The following is a 13518-nucleotide window of genomic DNA, read 5'->3' as shown; positions in this document are numbered from 1 at the left end:
CCGGCGGATCCGTACCCCGCGTCAGCCGGCCAGCGCCTCCTCCTGCGCCCCGCTGGCCCGCGGTTCGGTCACCCTGACCTCCGGCACCTCCCGGTGCGCGGGGTCCCGGACCTCACCCACCAGCAGTTCCAGTACGTCCTCCAGGGCCACCAGGCCGAGCACCTTGCCGGAGGCGTCCGCCACCTGGGCCAGGTGGGTCGCGGCGCGGCGCATCACCGTGAGCGCGTCGTCCAGCGGGAGTTCGGACCTGAGCGTCGTCATCGGTCGCCACACCTGTTGCGGCACCGCCCGTTCGGAGTCCTCCAGGTCGAGGACGTCCTTCACATGCAGGTAGCCCATGAAGGCGCCGTTCTCCGCCGCCACGGGGAAGCGGGAGTACCCGGTGCGGGCGGTGAGCTCGACGATCTGGCCCGGGGTGACCGAGGGACTGACGGTCACCAGGGTCTCGCGGCTCAGCAGGACGTCCGTCACCGGACGGGAGCCCAGCTCCAGGGCGTCCTCCAGGCGTTCCTGCTCGTCGGGGTCGAGGAGACCGGCCTGGCCGGAGTCCTCCACCAGCCGGTTGAGCTGCTCACTGGTGAAGACCGCCTCGATCTCGTCCTTGGGCTCGACGTGGAAGAGCCGCAGGATGCCCTTGGCGCAGGCGCCGAGGGCGACGGTGATCGGCCGGCACAGGCGGGCGAAGGCGACCAGGCCGGGGCTGAGCCACAGCGCGGCCTTCTCCGGGGCCGCCATGGCGAGGTTCTTCGGGACCATCTCGCCGATGACGAGGTGGAAGAAGACGACCGCGACGAGCGCGATGACGTACCCGAGGGGGTGGATCATGCCGTCCGGCAGGTGGATTCCCTCGAACACCGGCTCCACCAGCTGCGCGACCGTGGGCTCGGCCACCGCGCCCAGGGTCAGCGAGCAGATGGTGATACCGAACTGCGCGGCCGCCATCATCTGCGGCAGCCGCTCCAGGCCGTACAGGACCTGCCGGGCCCGGGTGGTGCCGAGCGGTTCGATCTGGCTTCGGCGGACGGAGACGAGCGCGAACTCGGCGCCGACGAAGAAGCCGTTGGCGAGCACGAGCAGCGCGGCGAACAGGAGTTGGAGCACGCTCATCGGACGGCCTCCATGACGTTCGCCGCCGGGCTCGTCCTGACCACGCGCACCCGCTCCGCGCGGTAGTGACCGACCTGGCGCACGGCCAGCCGCCAGCCGGGCAGTTCCGCCTTGTCGCCGACGGCCGGGATCCGGCCGAGCAGATCGGCGACCAGGCCGGCGACCGTCTCGTACGGCCCTTCGGGCACGTCGAGGCCGATGCGCTGCAGGATGTCGACCCGGCAGCTGCCGTCGGCCTCCCACGCGGGTCTGCCGTCCTCGGGCGGGGCCGCCGCGAGTTCGGGCAGGTCCTGCCCGTCGTGCTCGTCACGGACCTCGCCGACGATCTCCTCGACGATGTCCTCCAGCGTGACCACGCCGGCCGTGCCCCCGTACTCGTCGACGACGACGGCGATGGGCTGCTCGCTGCGCAGCTGTGTGAGCAGCGGCCGCACCGGAAGCGTCTCGGGCACGAGCAGGGCCGGACGCGCGATGCGCCCCACGGGGGTACGCAGCCGGTCCCGTACGGGCACCGCGAGCGCGTCCTTGAGGTGCACCATGCCGACGATTTCGTCGATCCTCTCCCGGTAGACGGGGAAGCGGGACAGGCCGGTGGCGCGGGTGAGGTTGACCACGTCCTCGGCGGTCGCCGTGGACTGCAGCGCGCTGACCTTCACGCGCGGGGTCATCACGTGCTGCGCGGTCAGCTCGGCCAGCGACAGCGTCCGTACGAAGAGGTCCGCGGTGTCCTGTTCCAGGGCACCGGCCCGCGCGGAGTGCCGGGCCAGGGAGACCAGTTCACCGGGGGTGCGGGCGGAGGCCAGCTCCTCGGCTGGCTCGACGCCCAGGGTGCGGACCAGGCGGTTGGCGACCGCGTTCAGCGCGGCGATCACCGGGTGGAACAGACGGGCGAAGGCGTGCTGCGGGCCGGCGACGAACCGCGCGACCTGCAGGGGCTTGGACACCGCCCAGTTCTTGGGTACGAGTTCGCCGATCACCATCTGCACGGCCGCGGCCAGCAGCATGCCGACGACCACGGCGACACCGGAGACGGCTCCCTCGGGGAGACCGGTCGCGGTGATGGGGCCGTGCAGCAGCTCCGCGAGCGCCGGTTCGGCGAGCATGCCGACGACGAGCGAGGTGATGGTGATGCCGAGCTGGGTGCCGGAGAGCTGGAAGGACAGCTCCTTGAGGGACTCGACGACCGTACGGGCCCGTCGGTCGCCCTCGGCGGCGGCCTTCTCGGCGTCCGTCGACTCGACCGTCACCAGGCCGAACTCGGCCGCCACGAAGAATCCGTTGGCGAGAATCAGCAGGAACGCCGCTCCGAGGAGCAGCAGGGGGGTGGTCATGATGCCGCCGCCTCCGCGTACACGCGGAACGGGCCCGCGGTATGTCGGCAGGGGGCGGCGCAGGTACTACAGGACGATCCGTCCATCGCCGGAGAGGGTCACTCCTCGCGTTGCAGGAACCCCTGGGCGCCGGGCGGCGCGCAGGGGCGGAGGCGCAGCGAATACGCCTCCGCCACCAGATTAATCAAGACACCGGCCACTGCGGCAGGGTGGGAGGCCCTGAGTTCAGCCCTGATCTTCGTCGGGGCCGGCCGTGGGGCGTGATGTGGGGCGGGCCGTGGAGCGCGCCTCGGCAAGCGCCCGCAGGGCGTGGGCGTCGGCGATGGCGCGCTGCTTGGCGATACCCGGCTGGATGCCGAGCGCGGGCAGGCTGGTGCCGTCGCTGAGGTTGAGGAACACCCAGGGGTCGCCGGGGCGGAGGTTCACCTGAATGATCTCGGCCCAGTCCAGATGGCGCTTGCCGGCGATGTTGACGACGGTGACGCCGGACTCGTCGGCGACGACCTTGGGCCGCGACAGCAGGAACAGCACTCCGGCCAGGAGCGCGGCCGTGAACACGAAGCTGAGGCGCTCGCCGGAGCTGAGCTGCTCCAGCAGGAGCCCGACCGTCGTGATGACCACGAAGATCGCGACACCTGCGGTCAGCAGGACGGCACGGGTGCGGCTCGGCCGGAAGGTGACGGGGAGCGGGGGCAGGTCCGACATGGGTCTATGGCTCTCGTGCGGTTCTCAGAGACGGCAGGCGTGGATGGCCGTTGTCAGGATGGCCCGGGCGCCGATGTCGTACAGGTCGTCCATGATCCGCTGCGCTTCCTTGGCGGGGACCATCGCGCGGACGGCGACCCAGCCCTCGTTGTGCAGCGGGGAGACGGTCGGGGACTCGAGGCCCGGGGTGAGCGCGACGGCCTTCTCGAGCTGCTCGACCCGGCAGTCGTAGTCCATCATCACGTAGGTCCGGGCCACCAGAACGCCCTGCAGGCGGCGCAGGAACTGCTGCACCTTGGGCTCTTCGCCGTCGGTGCCGGTGCGACGGACGACGACGGCCTCGGACTTCATGATCGGCTCGCCGATGACCTCCAGGCCCGCGTTGCGCAGACTGGTGCCGGTCTCGACGACGTCCGCGATGACCTCGGCGACTCCGAGCTCGATGGCGGTCTCGACGGCGCCGTCGAGGTGGACCACGGAGGCGTCGATGCCGTGGTCGGCGAGGTGCTGGGCGACGATGCCCTCGTACGAGGTGGCGACCGTCATGCCGTTCAGGTCCTGCACACCGGCGGCCGTGCCGGGCTTGGTGGCGTAGCGGAAGGTGGAGCGGGCGAAGCCGAGCGGGAGGATCTCCTCGGCCTTGGCGCCGGAGTCGATGAGCAGGTCGCGGCCGGTGATGCCGATGTCCAGCTTGCCGGAGGAGACATAGATCGCGATGTCGCGGGGGCGGAGGTAGAAGAACTCGACCTCGTTCTCCGGGTCGACGATCCGCAGTTCCTTGGACTCGCGGCGCTGCTGGTAGCCGGCCTCATGCAGCATCTCCGCCGCAGGTCCTGACAGGGAACCCTTGTTGGGGACGGCGATGCGCAGCATGAGGTCGGCTTCCTTTGTTCGTTCTGTACGGGCTGTACGGGGAGGTGTGCGGGTACGGCTCAGAGGTGGGCGTAGACGTCGTCCAGGGAGATCCCGCGGGCGACCATCATCACCTGGACGTGGTACAGCAGCTGCGAGATCTCCTCGGCGGCCGCCTCCTTGCCCTCGTGCTCGGCGGCCATCCAGACTTCGGCGGCTTCCTCGACGACCTTCTTGCCGATGGCATGGACACCCTTGCCGACCAGCTCTGCGGTGCGGGAAGTGGCGGGATCGCCGTGGGCGGCCTTGTGCTGGAGCTCGGTGAAGAGCTCCTCGAACGTCTTATTGGACATGGTGCCGCTCACTTTACGCGTGTGCCGACCGGCCTAACGCCAGGGTTCAGATACTGAGCGGAGGGTGGCCGCGGTCGCCACGGCCGCGGTCACCGCCTCGTGCCCCTTGTCCTCGTGGGAGCCCTCCAGGCCGGCGCGGTCCAGGGCCTGCTCCTCGGTGTCGCAGGTGAGAAGCCCGAAGCCGACGGGGACTCCGGTGTCGACCGAGACCTGGGTGAGGCCCTGGGTGACGCCCTGGCACACGTACTCGAAGTGGGGGGTGCCGCCGCGGATGACGACTCCGAGGGCGACGATCGCGTCGTAGCCGCGGCCCGCGAGCACCTTGGCGACGACCGGGAGTTCCCAGCTGCCGGGGACCCTGAGCAGGGTCGGCTCGTCGATTCCCAGGTCGTGCAGGGCGCGCAGGGCGCCGTCCACCAGACCGTCCATCACCTTCTCGTGCCATTGTGCCGCGATGACGGCGACCCGCAGGTCTCCGACATTGCGTACGGACATTTCCGGTGCACCCTTGCCGCTCACGTCTCTCCTCGGTGTTTCTTGCTCACTGGTTGCCGCAGGCGGAGACGGGGGTCGTCTCCAGCCAGGGCAGGTCGTGCCCCATCCGGTCCCGCTTGGTGCGCAGGTAGCGGAGGTTGTGTTCGCCCGCCTGGACCGGCATCGGCTCGCGGCCGGTGACCTTGAGGCCGTGACGGACGAGCGCGTCGGTCTTGTCGGGGTTGTTGGTCATCAGGCGCACGCTGCGGACGCCGAGGTCCTGGAGGATCTGCGCGCCGGCGCCGTAGTCCCGGGCGTCGGCGGGCAGACCGAGCTCCAGGTTGGCGTCGAGGGTGTCGTGGCCCTGCTCCTGGAGCTCGTAGGCGCGGAGCTTGGACAGCAGGCCGATGCCGCGTCCCTCATGGCCGCGGAGGTAGACCACCACTCCCCTGCCCTCGGCCTGGATGCGGTCCAGGGAGGCGTCGAGCTGGTGGCCGCAGTCGCAGCGGGCGGAGCCGAAGACGTCGCCGGTGAGGCACTCGGAGTGGACGCGGACGACGATGTCCTCGCCCTCGCCGATCTCGCCGTGCACGAGGGCGACGTGCTCGACGCCGTCGACGGTGGAGCGGTAGCCGTACGCCGTGAACTCTCCGTGCCGGGTGGGCAGGCGGGTCTCGGCCTCGCGGCGGACGGTGGGCTCGGAGCTGCGGCGGTAGGCGATCAGGTCCTCGATGGAGATGATCGTCAGGCCGTGCTTGCGGGCGAAGGGAATCAGCTCGGGCAGGCGGAGCATACGGCCGTCCTCGCCGGCGATCTCGACGATCGCTCCGGCCGGACGCAGGCCCGCGAGGCGGGCGAGGTCGACGGCGGCCTCGGTGTGGCCGTCGCGGGCCAGTACGCCGCCGGACCTGGCGCGCAGCGGGAAGATGTGGCCGGGACGGACCAGGTCCGAGGGCTCGGCCGTACCGCTCGCGAGGAGCCGCAGCGTGGCGGCGCGGTCGGCGGCCGAGATCCCGGTGCTCACACCGTGGTCCGCCGTGGCGTCCACGGAGACGGTGAACGCGGTTTTCATCGACTCGGTGTTGTCCTGGACCATCTGCGGAAGCTGGAGCCGGTCCAGTTCCTCGCCCTCCATGGGCGCGCAGATCAGGCCGCGGCACTCGCTCATCATGAAGGCGACGATCTCGGGGGTCACCTTCTCGGCGGCGACGACGAGGTCGCCCTCGTTCTCCCGGTCCTCGTCGTCGACGACCACGATCGGGCGGCCGGCCGCGATGTCCGCGACGGCCTGCTCGACGGGGTCGAGAGCGAAGTCCTCGAAACCGTCGGTGCTGTACAGAACCGGCGGGTCGAGAGGTACGGCGCGATGGGGGTCTCCCCAGGCCTTTTGCCCGGGGGGAGCGGGAGGAGTGGGGAGAGCCTCGTTCAGGGGGGCGGTGGGTGACGGGCGGGCAGTCATGCCGGCGCTCCTTCCAGGAAGGGCTGCGAGGCCTTGCGGGAGCGCAGCCACCAGTCGCGCATGCCCCACAGGACGAGTGCGCCGTAGATGACGTAGACGAAGCCGGAGAAGGCGTAGCCGTTGGCGAAGTTGAGGGGGACGCCGACGAGGTCGACGAGGAGCCAGGCGAACCAGAACTCGACCATGCCGCGCGCCTGGGCGTACATGGCGACGACGGTGCCGACGAAGATGTAGGCGTCCGGCCAGGGGTCCCAGGACAGGCTCGGGTAGGCCTTGAACAGCAGGGCCACGGCGACCGTGCCGACGACGGCGGCGGCGGCCATCACCGCGCGTTCGCGCCAGGTGGCGAACCTCGGGGTGATGTGGCCGTCGCCGGAGCCGCCCTTGTCACGGTTCCACTGCCACCAGCCGTACAGGGCGACGGCCATGACGACGGCCTGCTTGCCGGCGCTGCCGGTCAGGTGGCCGAAGAAGGCCCCGAAGAGGACGAGGCCGGACAGGAACTGCACCGGCCAGGTCCACAGGGAACGGCGCCAGCCGAGGGCGAGGGTGATCAGGCCGAGGGTGTTGCCGATCATGTCCGACCACAGGATGTGCTGGTCGAAGAGGACGAACGCCTCGGAGTTCAGCCCGTTCACCGGCCGGCCCCCTGACCGGCCATCAGCCGCTCGACGTACTTGGCGATGACGTCGACTTCGAGGTTGACCGGGTCGCCGGGCTGCTTGTGGCCGAGCGTGGTCAGATCGAGGGTGGTGGGGATGAGGCTGACGGTGAAGTAGTCGGGCCCGGCGTCGACGACGGTGAGGCTGATGCCGTCGACCGTGATGGAGCCCTTCTCCACGACGTAGCGTGCGAGGTCCGCGGGCAGCGAGATCTTCACGATCTCCCAGTTCTCGGACGGCTCGCGCTCCAGAACCGTGCCCGTGCCGTCGACATGGCCCTGGACGATATGGCCACCGAGGCGGGCGCCCAGGGCCATGGGACGTTCGAGGTTGACCCGGGAGCCGACGGCCAGGGCGCCGAGGCTGGAGCGTTTCAGGGTCTCCGCCATGACGTCGGCGGTGAACTCGTCGCCCTCGTGTTCGACGACGGTGAGACAGACGCCGTTGACGGCGATGGAGTCGCCGTGCTGCGCGCCCTCCGTGACGACGGGGCCACGAAGACGGAAGCGGGAGGCGTCGTCGAGGATCTCGACGGCGGTGACCTCACCCAGCTCTTCGACGATTCCGGTGAACACTTCCCGGGTCCTCCTGCCACATGGGGGCACGGACTCCGGGGCTGTCGATGACGACAGTATGTACGGACAGGAACACCGATGCGACGCCGGACGCACCCGTCCCGAAGGACGAGCTGATACGGCGGCGTGCACGAATGCCCGCCCGCCGCGCACTGCCTCCCATCCGGACTTTAACCGTCGGTCCAGGAATTTCACCTGGTCAACCGGCCGCTGGAAGCGACCGGGTCGCGGACTGTAACCGCCGGTTCGGACTTTCACCGACCCCGGAGTGCGCTGCTTCTGGTACACGGACAGTGTGCCACGCCCGATCCGGCTCCATACGGGTGAACGGTGTGGGTTGCCTCACAGAGCGTATGGGGAATGTAACCGGCCTCACGGTTGGACCATACCTATTGACCCTACTGGTCTAGTCCTCTTAGTGTCTGCGTACGGTCCGGCGACGGTGACGACGGCCCTTGCCCGCCGCCGGACCCCAGGGCCCCCCGGACCCCGGACCCCGGACTGACCGAACCCCAGGGACCCCGGACTGACAGGACTCCTGGGGCCCGGACCCCAGGGGCCCCGGACGACTGCTGACTACCGCGGAGGCGCGAACAGTTCGTCCTGCGCCCGGTCCCGCGCCGTGAGCAGCGCCCCGCGCAGCACCGCCCCCCCGCCGAGGGCGCTGGGCCGCACCTCCGTGGGCAGCGGGGACAGCCGCGCGAGACGGTCCTGCACGCGCCGGGCCAGGACGTCCCCGCCCGCCCGGCCGATCTCGCCGGCGAGCACCACACAGCCCGGATCCAGTACGGAGATCACGGCGGCGACGCCCAGGGCGACACGGTCGGCGAGGACGTCGAGGAACCGGTCGGCGCCGGCACCCGACCGGTCCCCCACCAACGACACAGCTGCCCGAACCAGCGCCGCGGCCTCCGGCTCATGTGCTGCCGCCACGGCCGTCACCCCGTGCTCGGCCGCCAGCGCGGCCACCGCACCCGCGCCCGCCAGCGAGTGGAACCCGCCGTCGCAGTCGGTCGCCGACGGCAGTCCCGTGGTGCCCGGCACCGGGAGGAAACCGATCTCACCGGCGCCGCCGGAGGCGCCCCGGCGCAGGGCGCCGTCGAGGACGAGCGCCGCGCCGATGCCCATGCCGAGCCATACGAGCACGAAGGTGTCCCGGTCCCGGGCGGCACCGTCACGCTGTTCCGCCAGGGCCGCGAGGCTCGTCTCGTTCTCCACGCTGAACCGGGCGCCCGGGAGTCGCTCCTGGAGTGCGGCCACCAGGCGCCGATGCCAGGCGGGCAGGCCCGAGGAGTCGCGGAGTTCACCGCTCGCCGGGTCGATCAGGCCGGGTGCGCCGATGCCGACGGTGTGCAGCCGGTCGGCGCCGGCCTCCTTCGCCACCCGCTCGACCAGTGTGACCGCCTGCTCCACGGCGGGCCCGGTGCCCGTATCGTCGCCGATCGGCAGGGATGCCTCGGCGAGCACCTGCCCGAGCAGGTCGGAGACGACCACGGCGACGCCTTCGGTACGGACGTCCAGGGCCGCCAGATGGGCGCGGTCGGCGACGATGCCGTACAGCTTCGCGTTCGGCCCGCGTCGCTGCTCGCCCGACTCCCCGACCACGGCGATGAGACCGGAGGCGGCGAGGCGGTCGACGAGGTCGGCGACGCTGGGTCTGGACAGGCCGGTGAGCTGCTTCAGCTGTCCCGCCGTCAGCGGGCCCTCCTGCTGGAGCAGACGCAGGGCGAGCCGGTCGTTGATGGCCCGGGCGGTGCTCGGGGATGCGGGCATGCGGGGATCCTTCCAGATCGGCGGGGCCGCGGCGTGCGGCCGGTAACCCGCTATCTATCAGGCAGGGTTCCTGATAGTTTACGGCGCCAGCGGAAACGGGAAACCGGGAGGGGACGGAGAATGAGTGGAGTGGTCTACGACCAGCGCCAGGTGAGGCGGGCCCGGTATGCCGTGGCCGCCGTGTTCACCGTGCACGGCGCCGTCACCGGCTCGTTCGCGACCCGCGTGCCGTGGATCCAGGAGCATGCGTCGGTCAGCGCGGGACAGCTGGGCCTCGCCCTGGCCTTCCCCGCGCTCGGCGCGTCCGTGGCGATGCCGCTCGCGGGCAGCATCAGCCACCGCTTCGGTGCCCGGAACGCCCTGCGCGGCCTGATCGCCCTGTGGACCCTGGCCCTGATCCTGCCGTCCCTCGCCCCGAATCTGCTGACCCTGTGCCTGGCCCTCTTCGTCTACGGCGCCACCGCGGGCATGTCGGACGTCGCGATGAACGCGCTCGGTGTCGAGGTCGAGAACCGGCTGAGCCGGTCGATCATGTCGGGGCTGCACGGCATGTGGAGCGCGGGTGCCCTGGTCGGCTCGGCAGCCGGCACGCTCGCCGCGCACCTGGGTGCGGACGCCCGGCTGCACCACGCGCTGGCCGCCGCCGTCCTGACCGTGCTGGGCGTGGCCGCCTGTGCGTGGGTGCTCGACCTGCAGCCCGCCGAGGACGAGGAGCCGCCGCCCCGGTTCGCGCTGCCGCCGAAGTCGGCGCTGGTCATCGGCGCGGTCGGGTTCTGCGCGGTGTTCGCGGAGGGCGCGAGCCTGGACTGGTCGGCGGTGTATCTGCGCGACCGGCTGGACAGCTCGGCGGGACTTGCGGCCGCCTGCACCACGGGCTTCACGTTCACCATGGCGATCGCCCGGATCGCCGGCGACAAGGTGGTGGACCGGTTCGGTTCGGTGCGCACGGTCCGGGTGGGCGGGGTCCTGGCCGCCCTCGGCGGGCTGCTGATCGTCGTGGCGGACCATCCGGCGGCGGCCATGGCCGGGTTCGCGCTGATGGGGCTGGGCATCGCGGTCGTCGTACCGCTGTGCTTCGCCGCGGCGGGCCGCAGCGGTGCGAACCCCAGCCTGGCCATCGCGGGCGTCGCGACCATCACCTACACCTCGGGCCTGGTCGCGCCGGGCGCCATCGGCGGTCTGGCCCAGGCGACCAGCCTGGTGGTGTCGTTCGCTCTGGTGACGGTGCTGGCCTGCGGGCTGGTGCTCTTCGCGGGCGTGCTGCGGGCGGGAGACCGGGATCGGCCGAAGGTCGGTGCCGAGGCCGCGGCGGTTCCCGACCCGCGACCCTGAACGCGTCGCGCCACGGCGCCGAGCCCGAGAGGGGCCTGCGCGCCAGGCCCGACCAGGGCCCGGGTGCCGAGCCCGACCACCCCCCGGATGCCGAGCCCGACCCTCCGGGTGCCGTGGGACGTATGTCACCGTCCCGTCGGCCGAGCGGAAGTGGAAGTCGTGGGCCGAGCGCAAGCGGAAGCCGTGGGCCAGGTCGGTGGTGCGCCCGTTCGCCCTGGACAATGTCCCGGACAAACCCACCGGCACGACGAAAGCGAAACCGCACCATGGATCTTGGCGTCCGCTGGAAACTGCACGGAGACGGACGCACGCCGGCGCCCGGAGCGGTGGTCCGCCCCGACGAACGGCTCTCCTGGCCCCGCACGTTCGGGCTCGGCGCCCAGCACGTGGTGGCGATGTTCGGTGCGTCCTTCGTCGCCCCCGTCCTCATGGGCCTGGACCCCAACCTCGCGATCATGATGTCCGGCGTCGCGACCGTGATCTTCCTGCTCGCCACCCGCGGCCGGGTGCCCAGTTACCTCGGCTGCTCGCTGTCCTTCGTCGGGGTCGCCGCGGTCATCCGGGCGCAGGGCGGGACGAGTGCCACGGTGACCGGCGCGGTCCTGGTCGTCGGCGTCGCGCTGTTCCTGGTCGGGGTGGCCGTGCAGCGGTTCGGGGCGCGGATCATCCATGTGGCGATGCCGCCGATCGTCACGGGCGCGGTGGTGATGCTGATCGGCTTCAACCTGGCGCCCGTCACTGCCTCCACGTACTGGCCGCAGGACCAGTGGACGGCCCTGCTGGTCATGCTGCTCACCGGTCTGGCCGTGGTCTGCCTGCGTGGTTTCTGGTCCCGCATCGCGATCTTCCTGGGCCTGGTCTTCGGCTACGGCATCTCCTGGGCCTTCGACCGGATCTTCGGCCGCATCCACTCGGCGGACGCGAGCGGCAAGATCACCGACCACTGGCGGCTCGACCTGTCCGCCGTCGGCCGGGCCGACTGGATCGGGCTGCCGTCCTTCCACGGGCCGTCCTTCGAGTGGTCGGCGATCCTGGTCGCGCTGCCCGTGGTCATCGCCCTCGTCGCGGAGAACGCCGGGCATGTCAAGGCGGTCGGCGAGATGACCGGCGACTCGCTGGACGACCGGCTCGGTACGGCGATCTCCGCCGACGGCATAGGCTCCGTGCTGTCCACCGCGGTCGGCGGGCCGCCCAACACCACCTACTCCGAGAACATCGGCGTGATGGCCGCGACCCGCGTCTACTCCACGGCCGCCTACTGGGCCGCCGCCGGCTTCGCGCTCCTCTTCGGCCTGTGCCCGAAGTTCGGCGCGGTCGTGGCCGCGATCCCTGGCGGTGTCCTCGGCGGCATCACGGTCATCCTGTACGGCATGATCGGCCTGCTCGGCGCCCAGATCTGGCTCAACGCCAAGGTGGATTTGCGTAATCCTCTCAACCTGGTGCCGGCCGCGGCGGGCATCATCATCGGCGTCGGCAACGTGACGATGAAGTTCACCGACACCTTCTCGCTGAGCGGCATCGCCCTGGGCACGCTGGTCGTGATCACCGGCTACCACGCGCTGCGGGCGTTCGCACCGCCCCACCTCAAGACGCAGGAACCCCTGCTGGACGAGGGCACCAGCACCTACGGCAGCGACACTCAGCGCGCCAAGTCGTAGGCGTACGACGGCGAGAACGCCCCCGGCGAGCCCTTGCAGCCGTCCGACTCCCCCGGCAGCTTCACCCACAGGAAGGCGTCGATCCGCGCCTCCCCGGTGTTCAGCGTGGGCGCCCGTCCGATCTTGCGCCCGGACGGGTCGCACCACTCGCCGTCGGCCGGGGCGCCGTTGCCGTTGCGGCTGGTGTCGATGACGGCACCCAGGCTCGCCGGGCCGCCCAGGGCGTCCAGGACCTGGCGGTCGTACGCGATCTCGTCGGCCGTACGGTGGAAGTTGGAGACGTTGCTGAACACGCCGTCGGAGGAGGCGGCCGAGGCGGCCCCGGCCCGCCGGAGCCAACCCGCCTGTTTCGTGGCCGCGTTCCAGCCCGAGTGACCGGCGTCGTAGTAGACCCGCACCTGGGGATCGGCCGCCTTGAGGACGCGGCCCGCACGGGCCAACGAGGCGAACCGGCGGGCGCGTTGGCCCGAGGAGAGGCACTCGGCCTGGGCGACCGAGTCGGGCTCCAGGATGACGACGGCCTCACCTGATCCCAGTCCGGCGGCGAAGGCGTCGATCCAGGCGTCGTACGCGTCGAGGTCGGGTGCCCCGCCCTGCGAGGCGCCACCGCAGTCGCGACCGGGAATCGTGTACGCGACCAGCACCGGGACCCGGCCCTGTCCGGCACCGCCCGAGGTGACCGCACGGACCCGGGCCGTAATGGTCGAGGGCGTGTGGTCGGCGAACCAGACGGCGGCCGGCTGATCCGCGATACGGGACTCTATGACGGCCTGCCGAGGGTCGTCGGAGTTGGCGCGCACCCACTCCAGCACCTGGGAATCGGGGTGACGGTAGAGCCGGGTGGACACGAAGGCGGTCAGGTCTTTCTCCTTCTCCTTCTCCTGCTCCTTCTCCGGCTCCTTCCTCTCCTCAGTCGGCGTGGGCATGGGCGTCGGCGTGGGCGTGGGCGTGGACGTAGGGCTCTCCTTCGGGGACGGCGAGGCGGAGGCGCTCGGGCTCGGCGAGGTGGACGGCCTGGGCACGACGGGCGGCGGCGCCAGGTAGGGCGAGCTGCTCACCTCAGGCTTCGCCTCGTCGGAGACCTGCCGACCGTCGAGGGCGGACAGCATCCCGGTCGCGGTGCCGACCGCGACGACGACCGAGGCCGTCGCCACCATCGCGCCCCGCCGAGCGGTCCGCCTGCGCTCTGCCCGGCGCGCGGCCAGGCGCTGGGCACGTAAGCCTGACACGGTGCCGT

Annotated in this window: 13 protein-coding genes and 1 riboswitch; of the genes, 2 read left to right on the top strand and 11 right to left on the bottom strand. The window is 71.3% G+C overall.

Translation table 11 applies throughout. The features are described from left to right. Nucleotides 1–21: 21 nt before the first annotated feature. The 10 genes from M2271_RS18910 to M2271_RS18865 all read right to left on the bottom strand — a co-directional run bounded on the left by M2271_RS18910 (nucleotide 22) and on the right by M2271_RS18865 (nucleotide 9291). On the bottom strand, nucleotides 22–1107 hold the full coding sequence (locus tag M2271_RS18910; RefSeq protein ID WP_280888424.1) for a hemolysin family protein: 1086 nt from the start codon (nucleotides 1105–1107) through the stop codon (nucleotides 22–24). Next, nucleotides 1104–2438 carry a hemolysin family protein gene (locus M2271_RS18905; RefSeq protein WP_280888423.1) on the bottom strand — a complete coding sequence of 445 codons (1335 nt, stop codon included), beginning with the start codon at nucleotides 2436–2438 and terminating at the stop codon, nucleotides 1104–1106. The genes M2271_RS18910 and M2271_RS18905 overlap by 4 nt, the downstream gene beginning before the upstream one ends. Nucleotides 2439–2663: 225 nt before the next feature. Next, nucleotides 2664–3143: a PH domain-containing protein gene (locus tag M2271_RS18900; RefSeq protein ID WP_280888422.1), complete on the bottom strand. Its 480-nt coding sequence runs from the start codon at nucleotides 3141–3143 to the stop codon at nucleotides 2664–2666. Nucleotides 3144–3167: 24 nt separating this feature from the next. Continuing rightward, nucleotides 3168–4016, bottom strand: a complete 849-nt coding sequence (gene hisG, locus M2271_RS18895) for an ATP phosphoribosyltransferase (protein WP_280888421.1) — start codon at nucleotides 4014–4016, stop codon at nucleotides 3168–3170. 59 nt (nucleotides 4017–4075) lie between these two features. Continuing rightward, nucleotides 4076–4348: a phosphoribosyl-ATP diphosphatase gene (locus M2271_RS18890; protein ID WP_280888420.1), complete on the bottom strand. Its 273-nt coding sequence runs from the start codon at nucleotides 4346–4348 to the stop codon at nucleotides 4076–4078. A 33-nt stretch (nucleotides 4349–4381) separates the two neighbouring features. After that, nucleotides 4382–4867, bottom strand: coding sequence for a 6,7-dimethyl-8-ribityllumazine synthase (gene ribH, locus M2271_RS18885; RefSeq protein WP_280888419.1), 486 nt, complete (start codon nucleotides 4865–4867; stop codon nucleotides 4382–4384). A 22-nt stretch (nucleotides 4868–4889) separates the two neighbouring features. Beyond that, a complete protein-coding gene (locus M2271_RS18880) occupies nucleotides 4890–6281 on the bottom strand; it encodes a bifunctional 3,4-dihydroxy-2-butanone-4-phosphate synthase/GTP cyclohydrolase II (protein ID WP_280888418.1) in 1392 nt (463 codons plus the stop codon). Next, the gene (locus M2271_RS18875; RefSeq protein WP_280888417.1) at nucleotides 6278–6919 is read right to left on the bottom strand and encodes a nicotinamide mononucleotide transporter family protein; all 642 of its coding nucleotides are present in this window, start codon (nucleotides 6917–6919) and stop codon (nucleotides 6278–6280) included. Before M2271_RS18875 ends, M2271_RS18880 begins: the two co-directional genes overlap by 4 nt. Further along, complete coding sequence (locus M2271_RS18870) at nucleotides 6916–7518, bottom strand: riboflavin synthase (protein ID WP_280888416.1); 603 nt, start codon at nucleotides 7516–7518, stop codon at nucleotides 6916–6918. Before M2271_RS18870 ends, M2271_RS18875 begins: the two co-directional genes overlap by 4 nt. Before the next feature lie 145 nt (nucleotides 7519–7663). Beyond that, nucleotides 7664–7794: riboswitch (FMN riboswitch) on the bottom strand. A gap of 300 nt (nucleotides 7795–8094) precedes the next feature. Continuing rightward, nucleotides 8095–9291: an ROK family transcriptional regulator gene (locus tag M2271_RS18865; RefSeq protein ID WP_280888415.1), complete on the bottom strand. Its 1197-nt coding sequence runs from the start codon at nucleotides 9289–9291 to the stop codon at nucleotides 8095–8097. A gap of 120 nt (nucleotides 9292–9411) precedes the next feature. On the opposite strand from M2271_RS18865, the gene M2271_RS18860 reads away from it, so the two are divergent. Together M2271_RS18860 and M2271_RS18855 are read left to right on the top strand one after the other, a co-directional pair. Beyond that, nucleotides 9412–10623, top strand: a complete 1212-nt coding sequence (locus M2271_RS18860) for an MFS transporter (protein ID WP_280888414.1) — start codon at nucleotides 9412–9414, stop codon at nucleotides 10621–10623. 266 nt (nucleotides 10624–10889) lie between these two features. After that, the gene (locus M2271_RS18855) at nucleotides 10890–12281 is read left to right on the top strand and encodes a solute carrier family 23 protein (RefSeq protein ID WP_280888413.1); all 1392 of its coding nucleotides are present in this window, start codon (nucleotides 10890–10892) and stop codon (nucleotides 12279–12281) included. Here M2271_RS18855 and M2271_RS18850 read toward each other — a convergent pair. After that, on the bottom strand, nucleotides 12263–13438 hold the full coding sequence (locus M2271_RS18850) for a glycoside hydrolase family 6 protein (RefSeq protein ID WP_280888481.1): 1176 nt from the start codon (nucleotides 13436–13438) through the stop codon (nucleotides 12263–12265). The genes M2271_RS18855 and M2271_RS18850 overlap by 19 nt on opposite strands. Nucleotides 13439–13518 lie beyond the last annotated feature (80 nt).

The organism is Streptomyces sp. LBL (assembly GCF_029893585.1).
In the GTDB taxonomy this organism is placed as follows: Bacteria; Actinomycetota; Actinomycetes; order Streptomycetales; family Streptomycetaceae; genus Streptomyces.
Note: the sequence above shows the minus strand (reverse complement) of the source record. Positions and strands in the feature narration are given on the sequence as shown.

Excerpts from the sequence above, each read along its gene's own strand:
- M2271_RS18910 (WP_280888424.1), bottom strand. The coding sequence starts at position 1,107 with ATGAGCGTGCTCCAACTCCTGTTCGCCGCGCTGCTCGTGCTCGCCAAC.
- M2271_RS18905 (WP_280888423.1), bottom strand. The coding sequence starts at position 2,438 with ATGACCACCCCCCTGCTGCTCCTCGGAGCGGCGTTCCTGCTGATTCTC.
- M2271_RS18900 (WP_280888422.1), bottom strand. The coding sequence starts at position 3,143 with ATGTCGGACCTGCCCCCGCTCCCCGTCACCTTCCGGCCGAGCCGCACC.
- hisG (WP_280888421.1), bottom strand. The coding sequence starts at position 4,016 with ATGCTGCGCATCGCCGTCCCCAACAAGGGTTCCCTGTCAGGACCTGCG.
- M2271_RS18890 (WP_280888420.1), bottom strand. The coding sequence starts at position 4,348 with ATGTCCAATAAGACGTTCGAGGAGCTCTTCACCGAGCTCCAGCACAAG.
- M2271_RS18880 (WP_280888418.1), bottom strand. The coding sequence starts at position 6,281 with ATGACTGCCCGCCCGTCACCCACCGCCCCCCTGAACGAGGCTCTCCCC.
- M2271_RS18865 (WP_280888415.1), bottom strand. The coding sequence starts at position 9,291 with ATGCCCGCATCCCCGAGCACCGCCCGGGCCATCAACGACCGGCTCGCC.
- M2271_RS18860 (WP_280888414.1), top strand. The coding sequence starts at position 9,412 with ATGAGTGGAGTGGTCTACGACCAGCGCCAGGTGAGGCGGGCCCGGTAT.
- M2271_RS18855 (WP_280888413.1), top strand. The coding sequence starts at position 10,890 with ATGGATCTTGGCGTCCGCTGGAAACTGCACGGAGACGGACGCACGCCG.
- M2271_RS18850 (WP_280888481.1), bottom strand. The coding sequence starts at position 13,438 with ATGGTGGCGACGGCCTCGGTCGTCGTCGCGGTCGGCACCGCGACCGGG.